The organism is Bacillus cereus group sp. BfR-BA-01331, from assembly GCF_022663915.1.
Lineage (GTDB): Bacteria > Bacillota > Bacilli > Bacillales > Bacillaceae_G > Bacillus_A > Bacillus_A mycoides.
Window position 1 is genome coordinate 101,565 of sequence record NZ_JAKUGJ010000012.1, and the last position, 25,879, is coordinate 127,443.

Here is a 25,879-nt window from a genome sequence, read left to right on the forward strand (position 1 = left end):
CATTGGGGTTCTTTAATAATTTCATTTCGTATATATTGGGATGAAGAGTAAAAATTGCACCCCTGTTCCGGTATTGCACATAGAATAAGTGATAACTACCCTTTTCCACTTATCATTTATTTAAAACTGGCTTCCAAAGCGATAGTGCAAAAATCCAATTTGGATCGCCGTTCCCTTGATAACTTTGAATCGCTTCATACACTTTTCCCTCATGTACTACTTTATCACCTTTATTGTATGCTTTTCTTGCATCCCATTTTTCATAAGTAGAGTCCTCTAGTTTTGTTGCTACAGTTAAAACATCACTTCTACTAGACTCATTTCCAGCTAAATCAACCGCCGTCACTACATATTTATACGATGTATTAGTTTTTAAATCTTTATCCATAAAGGATGTATTATCCGCTGTCCCAATTTTATTCATAACCCCAGTGCTTTCTCTATATACAACATAATGATCAACACCTACATTATCTTCAGACGCACCCCACATCAAATCAACAGTTGTCGCTGTTGTACCCATACTATGTAATCCTTTTGGTTGAGTCGGAGCCTCTTTATCTGGAGTTTCATTCGTTGTCTTAACCTTTAGTTTTTCACTTTCTTTTGATATGTTTCCAGCAGCGTCTAATGCCTTTATTGTATAGGTATATTCCGTATTTGCTTTTAGTTTTTTATCAGTAAAAGTTGTACTTAGTACCGTACCAATTACTTCTCCATTACGTAACACTTGATATTCTTTTACGCCTATATTATCATTTGAGGCCTTCCATGTTAGTTCAACACTATTGGCAGAAACTTTAGACGCATTTAATCCAGTTGGTTGACTTGGAGCTACTGTATCGGGAGCTTCATTATTTACTAGATTTACATCAATTACATTATAAAACGCATTTGACGTATCTGCTACATCCCATACAGCTAAAATAACATGATAACCATTGCGATCAGTTGGTACATTAATTGTATGTGTTAAATTATTTGATGCTGCCGAACCGTCATGTTTCACAGTTCCAATTGGTTCTAATTCAGCACGTGTTAATGGTTTATTAGGATCCCATCCCTTTTTGGTAATGTAATAATGCCATTTACTTGTAGAATGTGCCGCTGTGTATTTCCATGTAAATGTATTTGCTCCCCCCTTTATTGTGTTTTTGAACCAGCGATTTGATGTTTGTTGGTCAAGAATCCCCCCAAACAGTTCTCCTGCCGAAGCGATTTTCCCATCAATCGGTCCACCATCTGGGAATCCTTTAGGTGCTTCTAGACTTTGAGGTTCGTACATTACATTTCCACAATTTAAATTTAATGCTCCATAATTCTGACTACATAAAGCAGCACGACTACTCGGCTTTTCAACAAACCCATGTGCATATGCACTTTGAGGAATCATTGTAATTGCCGTCAACCCTACAGCTAAAACACAAGCACCAATTCCTTTTTTACTTTTTCTTAATCTTTCTAACTTAGGTGTTAACTTCAAATTCATACTTGTCCCCCCAATATATTGTTTATGCTAATATAATAGCAATATAGGGATAAACGAACAAATCACCTACTAATATATTAATAGTTCAATAACATAAACACATTTAGTTTATTTATTAACCTGATATGGGGCTAAATTAAGCAAATTAATTCTATTTTGTAACATTATGTAGTAAAGAGTTTATAAAAAACCAATAAAGATTCACAAAAAATCCAAATATCGATTACTTAATTTTTTACAACCACACCCCACACGATAACTACATTATTAAGCAGGTTTCATGATTTATTACATTCTCTCGCCACCTGACAAAATCAGATCAAAAACATATCCCTGCATATTATCAATTAGTTCAACCACATCTGGATTTTTATCGTTGCTCAGCGACCAATTGATTGACACCATTGCGTTTGCTGTATACAACTGAGCTACAAAGTCAATCGGCACACTTACTTCAACCTGCTGCTCTTTCAAATAGGAATAGCAGGCATTATATAAAATGGATTCTAATTCTAAACGTAAATCCGCTGAGGGAACACGTACATGGAGTAAAGTTGCAATCTCTTTTTTTCGCGCTGAGATCTTATCGGTTATCATATTAATAGCTTGAGCCACATTTCCATTCTCTATTAATGCGAAACGAAATTCAATTTCTTCCTTGAACCAGCAGACATAATTTTGCACTAATTTTTCCAAAAGATCATATTTATCTGCAAAATGGCTGTAAAATGTGGACTTACTCACCATAGCATTTATGCAAATATCTTTAGTTGTAATTCGCCCAAACTCTTTTTCGTTCAAGAGGGTAATAAGTGTATTAGAAATATTTTTCTTCGTTTTATAAACGCGAACATCCTCTCCCATTAATAATCAATCTCCTTCCCAAAGTTGCTTATCAAACCATTTATATCCTTATGGTTCGATTTCGTACTTCTTACCCTCTCCTGCTTGTTGTTTCTTTAATATACTTCTCTTATCCTTACCTTGTAGTCAAATATAAGGAGGGATTTTATGTTTAAACAGTATGTAAACAACGAACAGTTCAATTTGCAAATTAACCGTTTTTTCAACGATTTCTATCAAGACGATGAGCGGGCAAATCAGGATTTGCAAGCCATCATCCCAAGACTTACAGACACGGACAGCTGGTATAACACTTGGATAGAATATGCAGCAATGCGGGAGCATCAGAAAGACTTCGATCTAGCTTCGGTTTATTATCAGGCTGCCGAGTTTTATATGGAATCCTCCGATCCAAAAAAAGAAAAAGTCTACCAAAAATACCGTGAAACTTTTTATAAGGGCTTTCATGACTTTGAGTATGAAACCTATCAAATTCCTTATGAAGATTCCTATCTTCCTGCAATCAAATTCATGACACCAGGCGCATGTAATACACTACTTTTCTTTGGAGGCTACGATTCCTACATGGAGGAAATGATGAAAATGATGAACTACCTCATAGGAATCAATTATAATATTATAGTTTTTGATGGACCTGGACAAGGAACAGCACTGAAAAACGGCTTAAAATTCATCCACAACTGGGAGAAGCCCGTTTCCACAGTCATTGACTATTTCAAACTTGACCGTGTTAGTATTCTCGGAGCTTCTTGGGGCGGCTACTTGGCAATGCGTGCCGCCGCTTTTGAAAAACGAATCGACAAAGTCATCGCCTTTAATATTTTTTATAGTGGCCTTGATGCACTCAAGATGCGCATGCCGGATAATATCTGGAATAAATTGACCACGCTTCTGGCTACTAATGAAGCTGACAAAATTAATACCATGTTTAAACACATGATGGCCACCAGCATCGACCTGAACTGGAAAGTTAAAAAAGGTATGGAAAATACAGGTGAAAAAACGCCATTTAACTTACTTAAAAACTTTGAAAAACATACGATGGCAGGAATCGGTCAGTTCATAAATCAAGAAGTATTGCTCCTGGCTGGTGAAGACGATCAGTACGTTCCAATTAGCCGATTACCGCAAATCGAATCGGAGCTATGTAATGCAGCCTCCATCACTTCTGTAGTTTTCACTAAGAAAACTGGTGGTGAACAACATTGTCAGGCCGGTCATCGTCACTTAGCTTTTGATGAAATTAAAAGATTTTTGCGACATAAATTATATTGAAAAATATGAAGCGTTTTAGCACTTTCAAAATTTTTCTTTTATTAGCACATTAGAACATGGTGACCATCGTGTCACTACTCAAAAAAACTGATATTATTTTCATAAAAGAAATCCCCCACATATTTGTGGGGGATTATTCTGCGTTTTACTTATAATGAAATATGTGAAGTTTTGTTTATTTACAAACCTAAAATTCCAACAATCTGACTCGCCTTTAAATTAGTAATATAATAGTACATCTCTAAACCCTTTTTTTCAGCCTTTAGCACCTTACCCCTCATTTTCGATAAATGTTGGGAAACAGTGGATTGTGGAATTTTTAAAAGCTTCGTCAATTGTGTAACATTACATTTTTTATACTGAATTAACTCGTTTATAATTTGCAATCGAATTGGATGTGCCATTATTTTTAACATATCTACATCCTCTTCAGTTATTACACTCTTTTTCATTTCACTTTTATACATTTTCATAAGAAATTCTCCTTTATTATCCGTGCATTTCCGCACGTCTTTTAATTAGAAGTACATTCTAAAATTATTACGGTTTAATATTCTTACTTTTTGGTATATTGAAGTTTATATTTTCAAAATAATATAATTCTAGAAACGCCTTACACACATATTGTAAAATTCCAATACGTGATTCATATGAACTTAATATACGGTTTAAATGAATCTTATATAATGAATCTCACTTCACTACGGAGACACTGTTGAAACTTTACTTCAATAACTCTGTAGGAAACTTATAAACAACTAAAAAAGGACACACCTATAGCATATGTATGCGTAGGTGTGTCCTTTTCTAAGATAAATTTTAGAGTATTAACTTCTTTTTATCCCATCGTATAAGATAACTATTTAAATTTCAAAATATATAGTATAGAATAGGAACATTCGCTATATTTATGTATGAAAGGATTTTCGGAAATGGACTTGTTGCAAATCAAGAAAATGGAAAATTTAATTTGGACTATTGAACATAGTAGTGACCTCTCAAAAAGGTTTTACATAATAAAATTTTTTGATAGAGAAAATACAATTAAGCCAATTGAAACATTAGAATTTGGAAATAGAAATATCGAAAAATTTGAATGGGTGTTTATTAATATATTTCCAAGGGTAGTAACAACTTATGTCCCTTCCACTGGAAGGAAACCTGATGAATCATTAATAGATACAACTAGAGAAAACAGTAAAGAATCACTTATTTTACAAGGAATACGAACCTACACCAAGTTTTGGTCATGTTAACCCCCACCCTTCTATAGCAGCAAATATAATTTTGCATAAAATGTGTTTTTTTGAGTTAAGGTGAATTCTATATGTAAATTCTTCTGAGAGTTTCATTCACATTGTATTGTTCGTTATTTGAAGAACAAGGAGTTTTTTATAATATACGATATATCAATTTTTAAAATGTATGCTTATACTTATTTTTTTAGGCATTTTATTCTCTTAAGAGCATCCACGCAAATACATGCTCTTAAGAAAATAAAAGTAGTACGCATGAGATTGAATGAATATTAAATAAAACACTTTGGATCTGGAACTTACCTTACACTTTGTTTTATATACATAAAAGAAGAGTAGAATATCCTTTTTTATTTTTAGATTTGCCTACTAACACTTCAAACAATCTATCAGGACGTTAAGTAGTGAATAATTCAATTTAAGGGGATTGTTTTAGTCTCTACTAATTTAGCAGAAAATTCAGTTCCACATTTAACCTTTCTAAATTCTAGATGATTAAATCCTTGATTAGCGCCTCATCGGTTGAATCAAAAAGGGTATGCACTTTTATACACCTAGTCCAACAAACGTAATTATTACTCCTACCAAATCTAACAAAAAAATTTGAGTAGCCCCCTATTTATTGCACTAATTATAACTAGAGCTAGCCCTTTCCTTTTCTTTAAATTCCTACTTTAACTAGACTATACGGACGTTAAGTGATATGAGGTTCATTTTATAATGGGGGAAATTTTCACCTTTTCTAAACAACTTATTATATTATTTTTATCTAATAAGGCACAGAAACAAATTAAAAAACTTTAGTGCTCCTGAGAAAAAATCTCTTGAGGAAAAACGTTTTTAGGGTGAAACGTTTTTCAGGGTACTTTTATACTGACTCTTTTCCTTAAAATGTTTCTGTACCTAATATTTAAATTAACTTATGTCAAAATATTTCGCAATACAAGTACTAAATGCTACATGGATATATAGAAAATGACACTTTTTATCAACATACCCCCTCAAATACTTATATTAAATATAGAAAAGTCACCTTACTATTATTAAATTTGTTAAATTAAATAATGAAAATGGAGAATACTAACTTTATAATTGTCACAATTTAATATATATCTACTCTTTTATTACTCGTAAAAATCATTTGATAATTCCTTCAATATTAATTTATGAAATGCAGAGACCATCTAAAGCAACAATTTTCTTACATTAGATTGTTTTTCTATTTAATTTATTTTGTCGAAAAAAGTCGATATTTTCATATTTTTTTCATTTAATTATTGTACATTTGCACATTTAATGTTAGGATTATGCCTATTCAAATTAGATCCTATTGATTCCTCTTTAAGATTTCTTTATTTTATTTGTGAAAATTAGTTACTTTCTAGTAAATTCCCAGCAATAATACAGCAAACTACACTAATAATAATTCTAAAATTATATTTTCACCTCGTAAATTCATAAAAAGGAATTTAAGTCAAACTATATTTTCTATCTGTGTATATTCATTCTTTATTCAAACATGATTAATTATAAGTTCTAACTCGTTAATCAAATTTAAATAACAATTTTGATTCTAAAATAAGTTCAAAATCAAAATAAATATATTGTTATTTCAAAATAATGTTGTAAACTATCTTTAGAATGGAAAGATTTATGTAACAGCATGTTAAGGGGTTACAGGGGGAATAAAAATGAGAAATTTTTTCGATGACAGGTATAAAAATATTGAATTAAAAAGGAGACTATTAAATATAATTAGTGAAATTAGTGAATTAAAAGGAAAATTAGCTGCTTATCAGGAACAAAATCCTGATATATTTACTAGCTTAGAAAAAACCATACCACTTCATTACATAAAAAACTTTACTACTACCTATGAAGATATAAAAGTCCCTAATAAAAGATTAAAAGAACTTATTTTAGATGATATAGTACCTCAAAATATTTCGGAAGATGCTATCTTTTGTTTTTATCAAACACTTACTTTTGTACATAAGAATTCCTGTGATTTATTAATCAATCCAGAGACTATACAGGAATTACATTTTCAATTAATACATTACATTACCTCTGACAGTGCCAAATGGCGCGAAAAACCGTTTACTATTCCAGGTATTCCTGAAAACGGAATGCACTTAAATAGTTACCGCATTCTTCCACATGAGCTTATTCCACAAGTAATGGAACAATTATGTGATCAATATAACTCATTAAATTCTAGTAAGGGCCATCATTCACTTTTATTAATAGCTCGTTTTATATTTAATTTTTATTGCATAGTCCCTTTTAATCAGGGTAACGGCAGATTGGCACTTATGTTAATGCAATTGCTATTAATTAAGAGTGGAAATACATTTGTAAAATATGTATGTCTGGATAAATACATTAAAAAAAATGAATCTGAATATTACAATTCGATTTATAAATCTTCGGTAAATTGGTACTGCGAGGAACATAATAGTAGCTTTTGGTTAAAAACGTTTTTAACTATTATATTAGAGGCATACAAAGATCTTCATAATACAGTTCTAGATTCTATATGTAAGCATACTAAAGTGGAGAGAATTCAGGATTTTATCCTTAAACAAAAACAACCCTTTACTAAGGAGTGTATTCGTAACACATATCCAGACATAGCAGAGAGTACAATCAGTAAGGCTTTAAATTCCTTGCAATTGTTTGGCCATATTAAGCTAGTGACAAAAGGAAGAAATGCTAGTTGGATTAAAGTTTAACTATACTTGTAAAACACTTACAGTTCAAAAAAAAAAATTATAACTTTATCATTTAAATTCATGCCTTTGGACTCTTATTCATTGAATTTCACTTTAATTAAGCTATTATTACTAATTTAGTTATTTCTAATTCCTACAAAACGTTTTATAGGAATATTTGTCGAAAAAAGTCGCATTTTAATATTTTTTCTTTATTTTCTGGTTGTAAACGTTTCATTTTCGTGTTACCATCTTAATCAAACAATAGATGGTAATAAAAATGAAAATATTTCTTTCCCTTAGAAACATATAAACGTACGGTCATATCAAGAAAATAAGGCCAAAGAAATATTTGATACCTATCCAAATTACCAATAGGAATTTTGCCGCATTAACTTTCTGTTATTTCAGAATAAAACTTCACATTTTGTCCCTAAACAAAATTTGTTAGCGTGCAAAATTCAAATACACTAAAACACCCAAATAAATGAAATGTCCTTTTTTATTGAGCATTGAGGTATGAAAAAATAATTCTTCCTACAAAATTCAGCTGAGTAACATAAAGACATCTAAATTACTATCTTTATCGCCATCTATTGTTGACAACATATTTACCAACTATTAAAAAGAACCTATCAATGGTTCTTTTTTATTATAATCATTCAAATTTCACTTCTATCTTGATACTTAGATTTCTACACAAATTACATCTACTTTTTTACTCTCAATTATTGAATTTATAATATAGTACTTCAATTTTAGTTATTCTTGATCTCCATCCGTTTAAATTAGTGAATAAAATTCAAACATATAAAAATAATAACTACAACTAATCGTTATATATTAAAGAGGTGTCAATTTTGTCCTTAAATGAAAAGACCCTAGAAACAAAGACAGATAAAGCCATTGAAAAAATCCAAACCAGTAACTTAAAAGAACTTAAAAATACATTAGATAACATCTTTGATATTAGTGCAGATTTGATTGAACATCCCTTGCAATTAAAAACAAACACGAATATTTTACTATATTATTTTGAAGGCCTTACAGATGGTGTTGCATTAAAAGGAAATGTTGTTACACCATTATTACAAGAAGTGAATGAAGACAGTCAAATATTTAATTCTAATATTATTGCTACTCATACCAAAATAGTATATACGTGGAATGAAATTAAAGAAGGATTACTTGAGGGACAATGTGTACTGTTTATGGAAGGAGAAAAGAGGTCCCTTCTAATAAATACAAAAGGCTGGGCAGAAAGAGCGATTCAAGAACCCATTTCAGAAGTTACTATTAAAGGCTCACATGATGGGTTTATTGAGAATGCCACAAAAAACATAGGCTTAATTCGTCGATATATCCCTTCTACTGAATTGAAAATTAAAAAAATGACAATTGGAGAACGCGCCACTTCTTTAGTCTATTTAATTTACTTAGGGGATGTAGCAAACGAAGATGTGGTCCAAGAAATAGAAACTAGAATCTGTAAAATTAAAACGGATGCGGTATTGAGCATTGGAGAACTATCTAATTTTACAAAGGATCAAAATTGGACTCCTTTTCCACAGGCTTATTTAAGTGAACGCCCAGATGCCATTTCTAATCATATACTTGATGGAAAAGTAGCAGTGTTAATTGATAGATCTCCTGGTGCGATGATTGTCCCAATGAATTTAATTGGATTTTTTCAGACTCCAGATGATTATAATATACATTGGCTCATTGCATCATTTTTTCGCTTATTACGATTTGCAGGATTTATTATAGCTATTTTTTTACCCGCAATTTATATTGCTATAGTCTCTTTTCACTTTGAAATCATTCCTTTAGATCTATACACTTCTATTGCAACGTCAAGAGTTAAAGTCCCTTTCTCTCCTTTATTGGAAGCTTTTATAATGGAAATCACACTAGAAATGCTACGTGAAGCTGGTATTCGCTTACCACAACCAATTGGACAAACAATTGGAATTGTTGGAGGGATTGTAATTGGGCAGGCGGCTGTTCAAGCTGGTCTTGTGAGTAACGTTATGGTTATTATCGTATCTATTACCGCCATTGCATCATTTATTGTTTCTAATTATGATTTATCAAGTTGTATTCGGCTTATTCGTTTTCCAATGATGTTATTAGCCTATTTTTATGGGATTGTAGGTATTGTTAGTGGATTAATGCTCTTATTTGCTCATTTTGTTTCATTAACTTCCTATGGTTCACCATATGGATTGCCAATTGCACCATTTCGTCTCCAAGAGTTAAAAGATTCTTTTGTAAGATTTCCTATTTCCATGATCACCACCCGCTCGAGTACAGGACAGCCGGAACAAAAAAAGAAAAAAGAAGGTGGTTCGCATGGGGAATCTTAAATTTCAAAACATAACTTTATTTGAATTTATTGTTTTCATCCATTCACTGCAACTTGCATCAGGTATGTTAATTATGCCAAGCCCACTTGCTACTACCGCTGGCACAGATGGCTGGATTTCTATCATTCTGGGATGGATGGTTACTTCTATAATTGGCGTATTTATTGTATTAATGTTACAAAAAAGTCCTAGCAAAAATTTCTCACAGATTTTAAAAACATACTTTGGTAAATGGCTAGGAACAATTTTTCTTCTTTTATATGCCTTTTATCTATTTTTTGCTGGTTTTAATACTTTATTAAAGGCAACTGACATTATAAAAGTGTGGATATTCCCTTCCACTCCTGCTTATCAAATCGCCATATTATTACTATTGCCTTTTATTATTTTATCATTGAGTGGGATAAGGGCTCTTACTAGTTATTCTATGCTTGTTTTCTTCTTCACTGCTTGGATGCCACTATTTCTTCTTTTTTCATTAAAGAGTAACTACAATCCTTTACACCTACTACCTATTTTTAAAGATGGCATATCCCCTATTGTAAAGGCAACAAAAGAAACAATTACCCCTTATGCTGGCTTAGAAATTGCATATTTTATTTATCCGTTCTTACAAAAAAAACAAAAAGCCATAAAAGGAATACTAATAGCGAATACTGGAACCATGTTTTTCTATCTATATGTGACTATTCTTTCTTATATATACTTTAGTCCGGAGGGGATAAAAGACGTAATTTGGCCAGTATTTCATTTGTTAAAAGGGGTTCGTTTTTCATTCATAGAACGATTAGAAATTATATATATCGCTTACTATTTGATTGTATTTTCTACTACAATATATCCGTATTTATTTTTCAGTTTTGAATCTGTGACCATTTCACTTCAAAAAAATGCTCGCAATTGGGTGCTCGTTAGTTTTATGTTTTTAATAGTCGGCTTATTTATTTTTCTAAATCCCGACGTGGATCAATATTTGTTTATATATTCTCTTATGGATATCTTAAATATCATTTTTTTTATTCTATTACCAATCTTTTTTTTCGCATACAGCATTCTTTTCACTTGGTTAACTAGGAGGAAACAACTTTGATTCGAAAATGGATATGGATTGTAACTTGTTGTGTATGTTTAATCGGTTGTAGTCAAAAAATCCCTCTTGAACAGGTTTCATTAATCCTGTTAATCGCCTTAGATAGAACTTCTAATGGAGACATAAAAGTGGGCACAAGCATACCACTCTTTCATCATAAACAGCAAAGAAGTACTATAGAGCAATGGGCGCGGGCATCCACTGTATATAATGGATTCAGTAAAATAGATACGAAGTTAACGGGCTATATGACAGCCTCAAAAGCTGAAATCATTTTAATTGGGAAAAAATTGGCCCAAGAAGCAAATTGGATGCAGGAGCTTGATTCTTCTTACCGTGATCCTTACGCTACCATTAATGCTAAAGTAGTACTTGTTGATGGACCTGTAGAAGAAATTTTCACAATTAATAAGCCCGATAAACCATCACTACCATCTTACATAAGTAGTGTAATCGAATCCTCCATTCAAAATAATCAATCCGTTTCTTCCACGATTCAACAATTAATGAGAGAAAAAAATGAAGAAGGAATGACACAAGCTGCTCCAGTTATAAAAAAAACAAAGAATGAAATCGACACGGTAGGAATTGCACTTTTAGATCGACAAGGTAAATATTTAAGCCGTATCCCTAAAAAAAATGTTAAGTTCTTCAATCTTTTAAATAAGCCCAAAAATAAAGGCCGGATGATACTACACCTTGCGCTTCCACCTAAAAAATCCAGCCAAAAACCAAACACTTCTATATTAATACAGAATGCGACTAGGAAAATAGATGTTAATTTTCAAAAAGGAAAGTTTGTATTTAATTTCGATATAAACGCTAATGTAGCTGTAATAGAAAAAACTAACGCACATTTAATTAAGGAGCATTATGATAATAAAAAAAACATACATAATTTAGAAAATGAGGTTCAAAAAGAAATTAATAAGAAATTACAAAATATGTTGTATGAATTACAAAAGAATAAAATTGATCCTATCGGATTATCCTTATATGCTAGAGCTTTTCAATATAACGAGTGGAAAAAACTAAAAGGAGATTGGTTGCAAGCGTTAGCAGAGGCTAAAATAACTGTAAAAACACACGTCAAAATAAAAGATACTGGGACCATTAGAAATTAGATTAGCCTATTCTTTTATTTGACAGCATTTCTCAGTCGAATTTCCCTTCCTCAATAATTATGATGTAAAAGACGCTAATTCAAAGAAAAATCTTTCGGTTAAATGCTAACCAATAGATTTTTCTTTTTTCTCTAACCAGTTCTTTTAAAAGGGCAACAATTTAACTACGGTAATCAAGTACAAGTTTCTAATTTAAGGAATTTAAGAACTTATAACTCTATTGCAGTAAACATGCCAGATACCATTATCAAAGCCGAAATTCCTAAGTTAAGGGGTTTCGGCTTTTTGAGTTCGTTCGAATATCTTAGTCTTAGTTTTAGTTTTATGTACTTTGATAGAATAGATACACATCAGCATATTTGTGCTTAATTTTATCGTTTAATGCGGCTTTAATAAATCATTTTTAGTTTATATATCCCATACTGATAGCAATTGAATTTTATTATTTATCCCCTTAGATTATTTCAAATGATTCTATTTTCTTTCCATTTGACTCTTTTGATATATTTCAAATTTCTTGATTACATGTTGTATAGGGGAGCCCTTCTTTTTTCCACGTAAGAAATCCCCCCTTTAAATTAACTACTTTCTTTATATCAGCTTTTTGTAAAATGCTAGCTGCTATAGCGGAACGTAACCCCGTTCGACATTGTAAAACTATTGGACAATTTTTCGGTACATCATCTAGCCGTTCAAGTAGATTACCTAAAGTGATATGTATTGCATCATGAAGATGTCCTTCATCCCACTCTTTTTTACTACGCACATCGATAACCTTTACACTTCCATCTTTTATTAACGGATATAATTCATTTGATGTTTTTTCCTTATAAATCTCTAAACTATGGAATCTTTGAATTACCTTTGAAGGTGCAAAAGCAATAATATTATCTAAGCCAATGGACTCAAAGTCTCTAATAACTTCCTCCACTTTAACATTTTCCGCATCTAAAATTATTAAAGTTTCTTTTTTATAATCTAATATCTCCCCACACCAAGTTGTGAAAGAATTGTTATAAGGTATGTTAATTGACTTCTCGATGTGGCCAGCAGCAAAACACTCTACATCCCTTATATCAACTATTTGCTGAACACCCCTCATCACTTCTTGAAGTTCTTCTATTATATAAATAGCAGTAATCTCTCTCTTCTTACGAGTTGGTGGACCATACTTATTTAAATGCTTCATTAATGGAAAATACTTTGGAGGCTCTGGCTGTCCCGTCAATAAATTCGATATAAAATTATCTTCATCATTACATTGAAACGCCCAATTAAACATCTTTTCATAACCTAATGTGGAAGTTGGAATTGCTCCTAATGCTTTTCCACATGCACTTCCTGCACCATGTGATGGCCATATTTGCAAATAATCGGGGAGTATTTTTATTTTTTGTATAGAATCAAATAATTGTTTCGCTCCTATTTTTGCGGTATCTTTAATACCAACAGCAATTTCTAATAAATCGGGTCTACCTATATCTCCTACAAATATAAAATCACCTGTGAATATTCCTATCGGTTTATCATTCATATAATTATTTTGACTTGTATCGGTTACTAAAAAGGAAATACTTTCAGGCGTATGCCCTGGGGTATGAATGACATTGAATTTTATATGACCAACCTTAAACTCTGTTCCCTCTCTAACCAAATTGTATCGGCCCTCGTTAAGATTTTGATATTTCCAATCACTATCTCCTTCATCTGATACATATAAATTTGCATTAAAAAGAAGGGAAAGTTCTCTAGACCCAGATAGAAAATCTGCATGAATATGAGTCTCAGCCGCAGCAATTACTTCCATTCCCTCTTTCTTAGCAAATTCTATATATTGTTCTATATAGCGGCTGGGATCAATAACAATTGCTACGCCTTCCTTCTGACAACCAACTAAATAGGAAGCATGAGCTAATTTTTCATCATAAAAATATTTTAAAAGCATAGCTATTCCCTCCAAATGCTTATTTCAAATTACTTCTCGGTTGTTACAACAACTCTCTATCTTTCCTTATAGAATCCCTTTCAACATCAAATTCCAATACATATAGGGCAACATATACCTTTTAAGTAAAAACATACTATACCGTTCTTTCGCTTGATTAAACGGAAACGTTTCTTGAGGCTCATGTTCATAGTTAAATTCAGCGAGTATAAGACTTTTATATCCTGTAACAATCGGACAGGATGTATACCCATCATAATTAGCCTGCAAGTCTCTTCCATTAAGTACGTCCAAAATATTTTGTTTTAAGACAGGTATTTGTTTTCGAATTGCCGCTCCAGTTTTAGATGTAGGTAAATTGGTACAATCTCCAAGTCCAAAAATATTCTTATATTTTACATGCTGCAAAGTATAAGGACTTATATCTACCCACCCCTGATGATCACTTATCTCACTTTCTTTAATAAAGTTAGGTGGCCCCATTGGTGGAACAACATGTATCATACTATATGGTACTGTTTCTCGCTTCAGTGTTTGCGTATCTTCAAAAATTGCTTCTCTCTTTTCAGCGATAATTTCTACTAAGTTTTTATTATAGTTCGTTATAATTTGCTTTCTTTCTAGTACTTGTTCTAATGTTTCAGCATAACGCGGTACCTGAAATATGTTAGCGTTCGCAGAATAAAACATTACTTCACTTCTGTTTTTCAAACCGCCATTACAAAAATACTCTTCTGCTAAATACATAATTTTTTGTGGGGCGCCACCACATTTAATAGGAGTATTGGGGTGGGTAAAAATCGCATTTCCTCCTTTGAATTTTTCAATTTCTCTCCAAGTAGAATCAACATATTTATAAGAATAATTGCTACAAACCCCATTAGTCCCAATAGACTCCTTTAAGCCTTTAATACCACCCCAATTTATTTGTATACCGGCTGCTACAATAAGAATCTCATATTCAAGTAGCATTCCATCATCTAAAAGTATCTTATTTTGATTTGGAAACAACTTAACAACACTTTTAGGAATCCACGTTGCTCCTTTTGGAATAAGTGATTCTTGATCACGCATCGTACATTCCTTTGAAACAATTCCTCCCCCAACTAAACTCCATAGTGGTTGGAAGTAATGTTTTTTAGATGAATCGATAATAGCTATACTTTCTTTCAATAGGGATACATTTCGTAACAAATGTGCAGTAGAAGATAGTCCTGCAGTCCCAGCGCCAATCACAATAATTTTATAATTATCTCTGGTCTTCATTATCCTCTTCCTATCTGAATTTAATTTTTAAGTTAACTAATTATTAGCCTTATTTCATCGTAGTAACAATATTATAAGATAAAAATACTATTATTTTATCTTATTAAAATGAATATTCCGTTAACTTTATCCGTCGACATTACTATATGCGTAAATCCCTTATGTTACTTCTTTAATTTGTTTCAAACTCTACAAACTTTACATTTCTCAATATTAGCCTGTATCCTATCTCACTTTAATGACATTACACTTCTATAGATAATGAAATGCAAGTTTCTTTGGTATGGTTTGTCCATCCTCCTTTTCAGGAGATAGACAAAAACAATCTTATTCCAATAGCTATATTACCTATTCTTTTTTGAATCTTTGTTATAAATATCTATACATGCATTTGAGAACGTCTTTGTTGTTTTTCCAGTCCCTCAATAATGTGAGAATTGCTATTACCATATTTCCCGTAGCCTTTGATTTATAGGGAGCTGAAAATAGTACATACCAACCCGACTGGAATATTGAACACCTCATAACAGGAGATAATTTCTACTTAACTCAACGTTTTGGTAGAGCGCATTTTGGTGCCAAAATGAAGATTTTCAAGGTTCACCCTGACGGTACTTTACAACGCTTTATTACAATTGAACCAGAATTTATTACTACGCCTAAAGGGTTAGAAATTTGGAGAACACCAATTACAAATGTATATACTAAAGGGACATATATTGCAGTAATTAAGTATAACGGAGAATTTACCTACTCAAATCATTTTCAAATTAATTAACTCTTTCCTACTCAGTAGCTAGAATTGATTAATTAGGTAGCTATGAAGAATTAAGATCTTAACCAGCTTCAATTGGATTTTAACTTTTTTAATATAAACACATTTTACTTTTAATAGAAGTAAGTTAACTATTATATCCACCTACTCTTCGTATGCAATATTGCATACGAAGGGCCTTAAATATTTTGGTATACTATGCATGTGGATTTTTCATCCAAAATTCCACTCAAACGCATATTTATGTATATGCCGACCCTAATTGCTAAAAGTGAGAAGAATGTTATTCATTCTTCTCACTTTTTTTATTTAAAATGTGTGCTTGTACTTAGGTCTTTAGATATTTTACATTTTGAATCTTAATACTAATCCACGTATGTGAATTTCCTTATAAAAATAAACTCCAAAATAGAATTAATCTTCCAAATTCCACCTATGGATTCAGTTGTTTTCTAAAAAACATTCCAGCGTTTTTATCAATTGATTTTAGAATAGTTAAATAATAATACCATATACAAGCTCTGCATAAATTATTCATTTTCTTTTATATAATACCTACCTTTTTACTTCTAATAAATCATTAAACATTGGATTATATTTCACTTTTATATAAATAAAAGCCAAATAGCCGTTCATAATGAACGACTATTTAGCATCTTACTAATAATTTGAATGTTCTTCATGTTAATCTATTTTGTTTAATCCCGTAGAAGTAACTTGATAGGTTCTTTTTTTACCTATATATTCTTGTTTATTATTCTCAAGGTTAATAAGTGTAGCCCGTGTCTTTTCCTTTACTGCTTCCCCTTCTATATGGGTAAACTCGATATAATCTCCCACTTTGACTGGCACAGTTTGTCTTTCAGCAGTTTGCTGTCTATTTCCCACTATTTCCTTATTGTACACAACACTACCGGATGAATTCTGTACTTTGATACTTGCATACGTATTATTAAAATAAGAATGTGGTACGCCTGCTTCTAAATTCACCTGCATTTTCTCTGTTACCCTATTATAATCTACTTTTGCGATTTCTCTATCACTATATCCCTTTAAAGACCAACCAAATTGATTTCCGTCTAAAACCGTTGCTTCTGGCATCTTTTCTACTTTCTTCAGACCTTCTTTTGTAACTTCGTACATTGCTTTTTTTCCAAAGCTCTCTTGTTTACTGTTGTCTACATTTGTGAAAGTAGCTCTATGCACACCTTCTAAATGTGTTAACTCAATATAATCGCCTACTTTAACTGGAACTTTTTGCAATTCAGCATTTTGTTGTTTGTTTCCATAAATGTCTTTCTTGTATACTACTTTCCCTGATGCATTTTGTACTTTAATACTTGCATATGTTTCATTAAAATAATGATGTGGTACGCCTGTTTTTAAGTCAACTTGCATTTCTTCTGTCGACTTATTGAAATTGATTTTAGCAAACTCGAAATCACTAATTCCTTTTAGTGACCATGCAAATTGATTTCCATCAAAAATTGTTGCTTCTGGCATTTTTTCTACTTTCTTCAAGCCTTCTTTTGTGACTTCATACATTGCTTTTTTTCCAAAGCTTTCTTGTTTACTTTTGTCTACATTTGTGAAAGTAGCTCTATGCACACCTTCTAGATGTGTTAACTCAATATAATCGCCTACTTTGACTGGAACTTTTTGCGATTCAGCATTTTGTTGCTTGTTTCCATAAATGTCTTTCTTGTATACTACTTTTCCTGATGCATTTTGCACTTTAATACTCGCATATGTTTCATTAAAATAATGATGTGGTATGCCTGCTTTTAAGTCAATTTTCATTTCTTCTGTCGACTTATTGAAATTGATTTTAGCAAATTCGAAATCACTAATCCCTTTTAGTGACCATGCAAATTGGCTTCCTTCTAAAATATTATTTTCATTAGGCACATCTGGTTTAATTGGATTAGAATCCGTACCCTTCCAAATCTCTGCTGTTAAAATTGGATATCCTAATGCAGCCACTTTTTGAATGGTATCGTTATTTGGACGCAATCCCCACTTCTCAAAGAAAGGTATCAAATTTTGTTTGGCTACTTTTGATGCCGAAATCATAAATAATTGTTTTTTATTTTCATCAGTTTGTGGAAGTTCACTTGAAGACATGTCTCTATACAATTGATGCAATTTAGGATAGAAATCCTCTCCATATGCTAACTGTAGTTGCCAAAGCATAACAAGCTTAACAAAAACATCACTAACTTCGTCATAATTTTTATTAGGTTGTTCTAAGTATTGAAATGCCTTAGTATAAGCGCCCTCCTGTTGCAATCTAAAAGATTGATTAGATGTAAATGCTTTTTCTACAGAAAGGCTGTAAATATTATTTTGTACTTCTGTCATATTATAAAACTTCCAAGGTGATTGCTGTCTCAAATGCCCTGCCTCATGCCAAGGACCCCAGCCATCTTTTATAAATTTATTAATATCTAACACGTATTGGATTGCATCTCCTACATATGCGGTTCGATAAGAAGTTGCATACATATAATAATCGGGAGAATGATTTTCTTCTACGTAATGAATATAATGTTTATCTACTTGTTCCTCGGATAAACCAGCTACTTTGTCTTGAATTCGAGTAGCTTCATCCATCTTTTTTAAGAGTTGTACAGGATCTGTATTAGAACCTAACAAATATTTCTTAACACGTGCAGGGCTGGCCGTAATTAATACACGTTCTCCTTTTAACTCCACTGCATGTGCATTGGGATATTGGTCCAGCATGTTTATTAAATCTTGTTTCGTATGCTTTCCTAGTTCAAAAAAAGGAGTAGTCGTTCCACCTGTTGTGACTGTTGTTCGAATGGTACCACCTTGTTGTTTATTATAAAAATAAATCATCCCCCCATTTGGAGATTGGATTGTGTTTATACCAGGTTTTAATGTAAATGATTTTATTTTAGAATCTTCTCTCCAAGAAGCATCATACGAATACGTTCCAATGTATGCTTGAATATTTTGATTTCCTTCTACATTAATCGTTATTTGTTCATTTGGCTTTGCATATAAACCAGTGGGTTCATATGGACTAAATGCCATACTTTTTCTTTCCTGTTGTTTCAGTACCTCAACATCCCCTTTTCCTGGGACTGTATATATTCTGTTTTCTGATTTAATTGACTTTTCTCCTTGCAGTGATGTCGATATTTTTTTTTGCTGCTTTGTTTCCTCTGCAAAGACATCTGATGAAGAAACCATTCCAGTCGTAAGCATAGTTACTGTAGCAGTAGCTGCAAGTATTTTTCTAGTTTTATATTTTGAATTATTCCCCATATTATCTCCCTCATTTTTCCTTAGTGCATGTAAGGATTATTATTTTATTTATTATGTTTTTACACCGAAAATCATTTACGCTATTTATGTTGTAACTAATACTCTATTTTTTCTCATAACAATCTCCTTTTCTTTATTTCTAATTGTTTATAAATGTTATTTGATGACACATAAAATAACAACTTTGCGATAAACTCATCAATAACAACCTATTATGTTTTGATTTAGTATTGTTAACTTCCATCTAATTGTATAAAAGTATTCAATTAGGAAAATAAGAATATAAAGCTCACTAATCATAGATTAGGTTTTGCGGAAAAATTCATAAAAATCATTCACCTTAAAAATTCAAACTTGTATAACTACTTTCTACATATAGGATGGAATTATAAAAATATTTCAATAAAATAAAAGACAGAGGCCTGATTATACCTCCGTCTTTTCAATTTATAAAGAACAAAAAATCATTTTATAGCTGTATAAATGCCCTTGCAACAAATACCGTATTCCGCTATTTTTTTGAAGAAACAGGATCCATTTTTAATGTTTTTATCCCTTCTTTTAATGTAAACGCATCCGCGCTCAATGTTTTCCAACTATCTTTCGCTGCATTCAAATTAGGTTTTAGGAATTTGAATTTATTTTGATCCGCTTTTTGGGACGCTTTGTCAATATGACTAAGTACTCCTGAATATTGAGAATCTAAATCATGCCATTGTGCAGACATATAAGTAAGAGCATTAATAGCCGACCCAATTGCATTGTGCATTTCATTAATGTTATTATACGCAACACCGACTACACGATTTAATGTTACTTTATAATCTATAGTCTGACGTAATTGTGCTAACAACGGCTCTAACGTACCTAAATTATTTCTTGCTACCCCTATCATTACACCACCAGCAATCCACGTAGGAATTGAGGGAATTGATACAGTTATTATTCCATCTGATTCTACTTGTTTAAAATGTCTTACTTGCTCTAAAACTTCATTTAGGCGCTTTTCATCTTCATCAATTCCAGATGCTTGGTTTTTCAGAATCGAATGCAAAATATCTTTATGACCTGCAAATGCTCGGACATCTTCTCCAATACTATCTCTTAACTTAGCTAATTCTTGTATTAAATTCTGTGTATACGCTTGGTTTTGTTGAATCTCTTCTTGTAAATCTGTAATTCCTTCTTTTAATGTATCTCCATCTCCTTCATCAATGGCTTCTACTAGTGTATCGTAATAATTGTCAAACTTGGTATCATACTCCACAATACCCGTCAACGTATCTAAAAGTTGTCTTTTTATGTGCGTATCCCATTTAGTAGCATGCTCTCTTGCATTCTTTTGATCTTGTAGAATTTGACTAGGTAGATTTGTATATCCTTTAATGTCAATTCCTTCAAAGTTAACATCTGGGTTTTTAATTAACAAATAAGAGTAATCATTCATGGATTTTGCAAATACCCCAGCATCTTGCAAAGCTTTTTTCATCTTTTCGCTGTTTACAGAAAGAGATATATCTTCGGTACTAGTTTGTTCCATTTTACTTTCACTTGCGAAGGCTGCCACTGGAGAAACTACAGTAGTTGTTGTCAGAGTTAAAAACGTCGATACAGCAAGTAGTTTATAAGGAAAGTTTTTATTCATTTTAATTCCTCCTATACATATATATTGATTTTTAATTTGTTTTTTCTTGTTTAAAAGCAATGTCTTTTGAAATGAATTCTGCATCCTTATGAATATCATTCCAACTTTGTTTAGCAGCTTTTAAATCATCAGGTATTAAAGAAAGTTTATGTTCTTGCATTTGGTCGATATTATCATATAAATCTTTATAATTCGCTCCCATCGTATTCCATTGTTGCTGAATATTCGTTAGAGACATGATTGCTTGATCCACTGTCTGATACAAATATGTCAATGTGTCTTTTGTATTAGTAAGTGAAATAACTGCTTGGTTAGCAAGATCGGCTTTCATACTTAATTCTCCAATTTTATTAGAAATTTCGTTATAGGAGTTCATATGATTAGATGCCGCAACACCAGCTGCTGTTCCTAAACCGATACCAGCTGCCCCTAGAGCTGTTAGACCACCAACAACAGCTGGTGTCGCTGTGCCACCGGTCACAACAATTACTACCGCTCCTGCAATCGTTCCAATAACTAAAATAGCTGCTCCTAATCCACCACCAATTGACCAGGCTAATACATTATCAAAATGTGCTTTCTGCGTAGAACGTAAATTCTCAATTTCGGCCTGAAGTTGTGGGACTAGTGCTTGTTTTCCCGCTAATATAGCCGTTAATCCCCCTTGTCCATCTGGACCTCCAACATTATTTTTAAAATCTACAGTATTTGTATACAACTTTGTTTTGAAAGCTTCTAACATCTTAATAACTTCCGTAACTTCATTTGAATTTGTATGAATTGTACCGATTAAATCCCCTATTCCTTCTTTGAGGCCCGCCTTATCTTTCTTTTTTACAGTATTTACTAGTGTGTCGTAATAATTTTGAAATTGTTCATCATAATTTACAATATTACGTGCTGTCTTTTGAATGTTTGGCTTCGCTGTATCTAGCCAGTAATTTGCATTGATTCGTGACAGTTCCTGATTCAGGTGAATGTTTTTGATTAATTCTCCCCCTCCTGAACCTAAATCAATGTTGGATAAATTTACATTCGGTTGCTTAATCATTGTTTTTGCGTACAAATCCATTACAAGAATATGAGAGCCTGTTTCAGCCAACACTTTCTTTAATCCTTCAGGTCCTAACGTATAATTTTCTATTTTCTGTTCTTGTGCTGTCTGTTCTTGTGCAAGTGCGTGAATAGTACTACCATTCGTAGCAGTTATAACCGTTGCTAAAGTGGCCAAAGTTATGACCTTAAGTGGAAATTTCATTTTTTGATTCTCCTCCTTATTTTCAGTTGCGTTATAATTTTTTCGTTAAACCTTATTTCTTAATATTAAAATTTATAAACTTGTTCTTCGAGTTGATTTGTTACATTTTTTAGTCGTCTTAATGTATCTTTTTGAGACTGAGTGTTACTAGTATCAACTTCAGTCAATAATTTTGTAATACTATTATTTATTAGATTCAAATCCTCTTTATAACGTTTCATTAGCTCAATTTCTCCATCTACTTGATTAGCAAATGTATGCAAATCATTTTGCATGAAAAGAATCATTGATTTTTGTAAATCTGCTACTGTTAATTTAGTTGTTAAGTCATATAATTTTTGATTTTGTTTCTCTAGATCATCTAAATGCGCTCGTTGCTCTGCTGTTAGTTTATTAATTTCGGCAAAGGTACTATATGTTTTTTTAATTTTTTCAGGATCAATCACTTTCATAAGATCATACTCTTTCGTTTTTGTAACTGCAGCTGCAGCAATTTCACCTTTTTTACTTTTCTCTATCGCTTCACGTACTTCTTTTTTGGCAGCTTCAATTTCTATAGCTGATTTTCCTTTTTCTGTTGCTTCTTGCTCTGCTTTCTTCTCTGCTTCTACAATAGCATTGTTTATTTCTTTTCCTTTGCTATACGCTACTACCGCTGTTTGAGCAGCCGGTTCAATGATATCTTTTGATAGGCTATAAATTTCTTGGAATACCTTTAGCCCTTGTTCATTTAAAGCTCCTGGTAATAATGCTATTTGCTCTAAATCATTTTGAATTGATTTTTTTGTATTTAGCATTTCATTTTTTAACTTGTCTATTTTTCCTGTTCCCTCTGAACTAAGTACACTCTGTGCTTTTACCACATCTGTATCAAGATTTTTCAGTTTCTTATCTACCTGTAGTTTAAGATCTGTTAACTCATTAATCTGACGTTGCACGTTTTCTTGGTTTGTTATAGTCATATCTTGAAGAACTTCCAGTCTATCTATAAACCCTTCTTTATCTTCCTTATTATCTACAAATCCTTTTAATGTTGGATAATAGCTATTAAATTTGGTTGCAAATCCTTTACTTTTTGAATTTAGTAGAATTAATTTTGGATATAGTTCTGATGACCACTCTTTCATATCTTGTTTAATTAGAAATTGAGTTGTATTTAAAGATGGAACTTCTTCAAGTTGCACATTCGGACTTGCTAAGGCTCCATCTATAAAGGTTTGTGTTAATTTGGAGTGTGCACCTATTTTTCGTAATGCTGAGGAAATATTTATATTTTCTTGTTTCGTTTCTGCCTGAACGATTGGCGTTGCGAGAGTATTGATAGGAATAGTCGCTCCAGTAACGATTGATGTTATTAAAAATCCTGTCATAATTTTATTCTTCATTCCGTACACCTCTTCACTATTGTTTTTTACAGTTTTAATCGTAAATTTTGTACAACCTAACGTTAGGATTTCTTCACATATACTTGAGGATAGAGATTTTTTCAAAAAAGTAATTACATCTCGTTTTTTATTTATTTTTGATAGAATATAAGGACCTTACTTCCCCCTCATTTTAAACACTATGTTTTTCATAAGTAAACCAGAAAATCGCTTTGATTAAATTTGATTTTTCAGATATTTATTATTCAAATTATAAAATATTATATTTAAAAAAGTTAAATCCAAATTTCATTTCATAAAGTGAAATAATTATACTATGATAATTAATCATAAAAATCCTTTTATTCCCCAAATCCTATATGAATCCCTCACCCAAAAATGATTTTAATATAATTTAATAGTGATTGACACATATGTGTCTTTTATATGGATATGTAAAATTACATATCCATATAGGAGTAACTAGCATACATACGCCAAAATATTATTATCGTATATATAATAATCATGTTACTACGAACACCACAGGAGAAAACTCCCCTCATGCACTTTAGAGGATAAATTATCCATGAAATAATAATTTTTGCTTATATACTTACTATTATTATAGGAATACAAAAAAGCGATTCTTTTCACAGTAAAAAGAATCGCTTTCTAGGTTCCTATTTTCAATTACATTACATAAAGAATTGAGAAATTATCATTTAAGAGCCTTAACTATCACTTCAGTTGCCTCTGCAATTAGTTGATTATCATAGGCAGCCTCTTTTTCATCTTTACTAGATAAAATTGCGATGATAATGGGTGCTCTATTTGGCGGCCAAACGATAGCAATATCATTGCGTGTCCCATAACTTCCAGCTCCTGATTTATCTCCAACTATCCAGTCAGTTGGTACGCCTGCACGAATAAGTTTGTCTCCTGTAGCATTTCCTTTCATCCACTCTGTAAGAATGTTACGTTTATGAGCTGGAAGCGCATTTCCGACCGTTAAAGCTTTCAGATTCGTAGCAATTGCTTTCGCTGTACTAGTGTCACGAACGTCTCCTGGAGTAGCTTCGTTTAACTCTGGCTCAAAGCGATCAGCCATAGTAACCCGATCACCCATCTGTCTAAGTGCTTTTTCATATCCTTTAGGTCCGCCTATTTTATTAAATAAAATGTTCCCGGCGGTATTATCACTGGAACGAACAGCCGCCTCTGCAATTTCCCCAAGTTTCATGCCTGTATCTACATGTTTCTCTGTAATGGGTGAATATTCAACTAAGTCGTCTTTCGTATAAGTGATAACTTCATTTAATTTATCAATTGAGTTTTGCTGTAGCAATACTCCTGCCGCTAATGCCTTGTAGGTTGATGCAAAGGCAAATCTTTCGTTAGGTCGATAAGCAATTGTTCGATTTGTACCAGTATCAATAGCATACACACCTAATCGAGCATCAAATTTTTTCTCAAGTTGAGAGAATTCTTTATACGTCGCATGATTTTTATGTTTAACTGGTCCGGTCTTTTCTTTCGCTTCAACTTGCAATGCCCCTCCTGTAAAAGCTTCTAGGCTTGTAAGACTTAAACCTAATATACCAACACATAAACCTATTTTTAGCATCCTCTTGTTTTTCAAAATCATCATTCCTTTCAAATTTTCAATACTGAAAACAAGTAGTAAATTCAATACACTGTATCCTATTTGAAAACCTGTTTTTATACGTACACATAATAGACCATCTAAGAAACAAGTTTGTTCCATAAATTTAAAACCTTTTTAACTAGTAGCCAATATATTAACAAAAGTAAGAGATAGCAACTATGATAGCCGCTATCTCTTATTTCAAATTTCCCTTTTTCTTTAACTTATAAAGGCTTTTATATAAACAGGGTCTCTTCCCCTGAGAAAAGTGCACAAATTTTACTAATTTTGATTCGAACTATCTGTACTAGCAGCTTCACCATGTATACGTTGCTTTTTTAAATCAAAGTATACATCTAAAATTTCCTTTCCAATTATAGAATTAATTCCATTTTTATCATCATGAAGCCATGGGACTACTACAGAAAATGCTACTTCTGGATTATCATATGGAGCATATCCAACTAATGTTAAGTTGTAACATTCCATACGTTCTCCTTTTG

17 protein-coding genes and 2 pseudogenes are annotated in these 25,879 nt (G+C 32.1%); 8 read left to right on the forward strand and 11 right to left on the reverse strand.

From position 1 onward, the window contains the following. Positions 1-112: 112 nt before the first annotated feature. Both MR155_RS20475 and MR155_RS20480 read right to left on the reverse strand, forming a co-directional pair. A complete protein-coding gene (locus MR155_RS20475) occupies positions 113-1,489 on the reverse strand; it encodes a lytic polysaccharide monooxygenase (RefSeq protein WP_242310950.1) in 1,377 nt (458 codons plus the stop codon). Positions 1,490-1,777: 288 nt separating this feature from the next. Beyond that, positions 1,778-2,353, reverse strand: coding sequence for a TetR/AcrR family transcriptional regulator (locus MR155_RS20480; RefSeq protein WP_219302300.1), 576 nt, complete (start codon positions 2,351-2,353; stop codon positions 1,778-1,780). A gap of 147 nt (positions 2,354-2,500) precedes the next feature. On the opposite strand from MR155_RS20480, the gene MR155_RS20485 reads away from it, so the two are divergent. After that, positions 2,501-3,628, forward strand: coding sequence for an alpha/beta fold hydrolase (locus tag MR155_RS20485; RefSeq protein WP_219302299.1), 1,128 nt, complete (start codon positions 2,501-2,503; stop codon positions 3,626-3,628). A 179-nt stretch (positions 3,629-3,807) separates the two neighbouring features. On the opposite strand, the gene MR155_RS20490 is transcribed toward MR155_RS20485, so the two are convergent. Then, positions 3,808-4,101: an ArsR/SmtB family transcription factor gene (locus MR155_RS20490; protein ID WP_219302298.1), complete on the reverse strand. Its 294-nt coding sequence runs from the start codon at positions 4,099-4,101 to the stop codon at positions 3,808-3,810. A 459-nt stretch (positions 4,102-4,560) separates the two neighbouring features. Here MR155_RS20490 and MR155_RS20495 point away from each other — a divergent pair, with 459 nt between their 5' ends. The 5 genes from MR155_RS20495 to MR155_RS20515 all read left to right on the forward strand — a co-directional run bounded on the left by MR155_RS20495 (position 4,561) and on the right by MR155_RS20515 (position 12,181). Further along, complete coding sequence (locus MR155_RS20495; protein ID WP_002085464.1) at positions 4,561-4,884, forward strand: hypothetical protein; 324 nt, start codon at positions 4,561-4,563, stop codon at positions 4,882-4,884. Between the two features lie 1,691 nt (positions 4,885-6,575). Then, entirely contained in the window at positions 6,576-7,619 is a 1,044-nt protein-coding gene (locus tag MR155_RS20500) for a Fic family protein (protein ID WP_016091364.1), read from the forward strand. An 839-nt stretch (positions 7,620-8,458) separates the two neighbouring features. Next, positions 8,459-9,967: a spore germination protein gene (locus tag MR155_RS20505; RefSeq protein WP_219302296.1), complete on the forward strand. Its 1,509-nt coding sequence runs from the start codon at positions 8,459-8,461 to the stop codon at positions 9,965-9,967. Next, positions 9,954-11,057 carry a GerAB/ArcD/ProY family transporter gene (locus MR155_RS20510; RefSeq protein WP_002085467.1) on the forward strand — a complete coding sequence of 368 codons (1,104 nt, stop codon included), beginning with the start codon at positions 9,954-9,956 and terminating at the stop codon, positions 11,055-11,057. Before MR155_RS20505 ends, MR155_RS20510 begins: the two co-directional genes overlap by 14 nt. Beyond that, positions 11,054-12,181, forward strand: a complete 1,128-nt coding sequence (locus tag MR155_RS20515; protein ID WP_242310951.1) for a Ger(x)C family spore germination protein — start codon at positions 11,054-11,056, stop codon at positions 12,179-12,181. The genes MR155_RS20510 and MR155_RS20515 overlap by 4 nt, the downstream gene beginning before the upstream one ends. A 508-nt stretch (positions 12,182-12,689) precedes the next feature. On the opposite strand, the gene MR155_RS20520 is transcribed toward MR155_RS20515, so the two are convergent. Continuing rightward, positions 12,690-14,126, reverse strand: coding sequence for an MBL fold metallo-hydrolase (locus tag MR155_RS20520; protein WP_215560422.1), 1,437 nt, complete (start codon positions 14,124-14,126; stop codon positions 12,690-12,692). A gap of 66 nt (positions 14,127-14,192) precedes the next feature. Then, complete coding sequence (locus tag MR155_RS20525; protein WP_088293788.1) at positions 14,193-15,392, reverse strand: NAD(P)/FAD-dependent oxidoreductase; 1,200 nt, start codon at positions 15,390-15,392, stop codon at positions 14,193-14,195. A 523-nt stretch (positions 15,393-15,915) separates the two neighbouring features. Between MR155_RS20525 and MR155_RS20530 the strand changes: the two genes are divergently transcribed. Then, entirely contained in the window at positions 15,916-16,170 is a 255-nt protein-coding gene (locus MR155_RS20530) for a DUF5065 family protein (RefSeq protein ID WP_080019764.1), read from the forward strand. Positions 16,171-16,851: 681 nt separating this feature from the next. On the opposite strand, the gene MR155_RS20535 is transcribed toward MR155_RS20530, so the two are convergent. The 4 genes from MR155_RS20535 to hblC form a co-directional block, all read right to left on the reverse strand. After that, complete coding sequence (locus tag MR155_RS20535) at positions 16,852-19,461, reverse strand: putative mucin/carbohydrate-binding domain-containing protein (protein ID WP_242310952.1); 2,610 nt, start codon at positions 19,459-19,461, stop codon at positions 16,852-16,854. Positions 19,462-19,972: 511 nt separating this feature from the next. Next, the gene (gene hblA, locus MR155_RS20540; protein ID WP_113936483.1) at positions 19,973-21,106 is read right to left on the reverse strand and encodes a hemolysin BL binding component B; all 1,134 of its coding nucleotides are present in this window, start codon (positions 21,104-21,106) and stop codon (positions 19,973-19,975) included. A gap of 31 nt (positions 21,107-21,137) precedes the next feature. Continuing rightward, a complete protein-coding gene (gene hblD / locus MR155_RS20545; protein WP_242310953.1) occupies positions 21,138-22,364 on the reverse strand; it encodes a hemolysin BL lytic component L1 in 1,227 nt (408 codons plus the stop codon). 65 nt (positions 22,365-22,429) lie between these two features. After that, a complete protein-coding gene (hblC, locus tag MR155_RS20550; protein WP_242310954.1) occupies positions 22,430-23,749 on the reverse strand; it encodes a hemolysin BL lytic component L2 in 1,320 nt (439 codons plus the stop codon). Positions 23,750-24,352: 603 nt separating this feature from the next. On the opposite strand from hblC, the pseudogene MR155_RS20555 reads away from it, so the two are divergent. Then, positions 24,353-24,442, forward strand: a pseudogene (locus tag MR155_RS20555) (undecaprenyl-diphosphatase); the annotation flags it as partial. Between the two features lie 7 nt (positions 24,443-24,449). Here MR155_RS20555 and bla read toward each other — a convergent pair. Both bla and MR155_RS20565 read right to left on the reverse strand, forming a co-directional pair. Next, the gene (gene bla / locus MR155_RS20560) at positions 24,450-25,376 is read right to left on the reverse strand and encodes a class A beta-lactamase Bla1 (protein ID WP_396027174.1); all 927 of its coding nucleotides are present in this window, start codon (positions 25,374-25,376) and stop codon (positions 24,450-24,452) included. 282 nt (positions 25,377-25,658) lie between these two features. Continuing rightward, a pseudogene (locus MR155_RS20565) lies at positions 25,659-25,879 on the reverse strand (penicillin-binding protein); the annotation flags it as partial.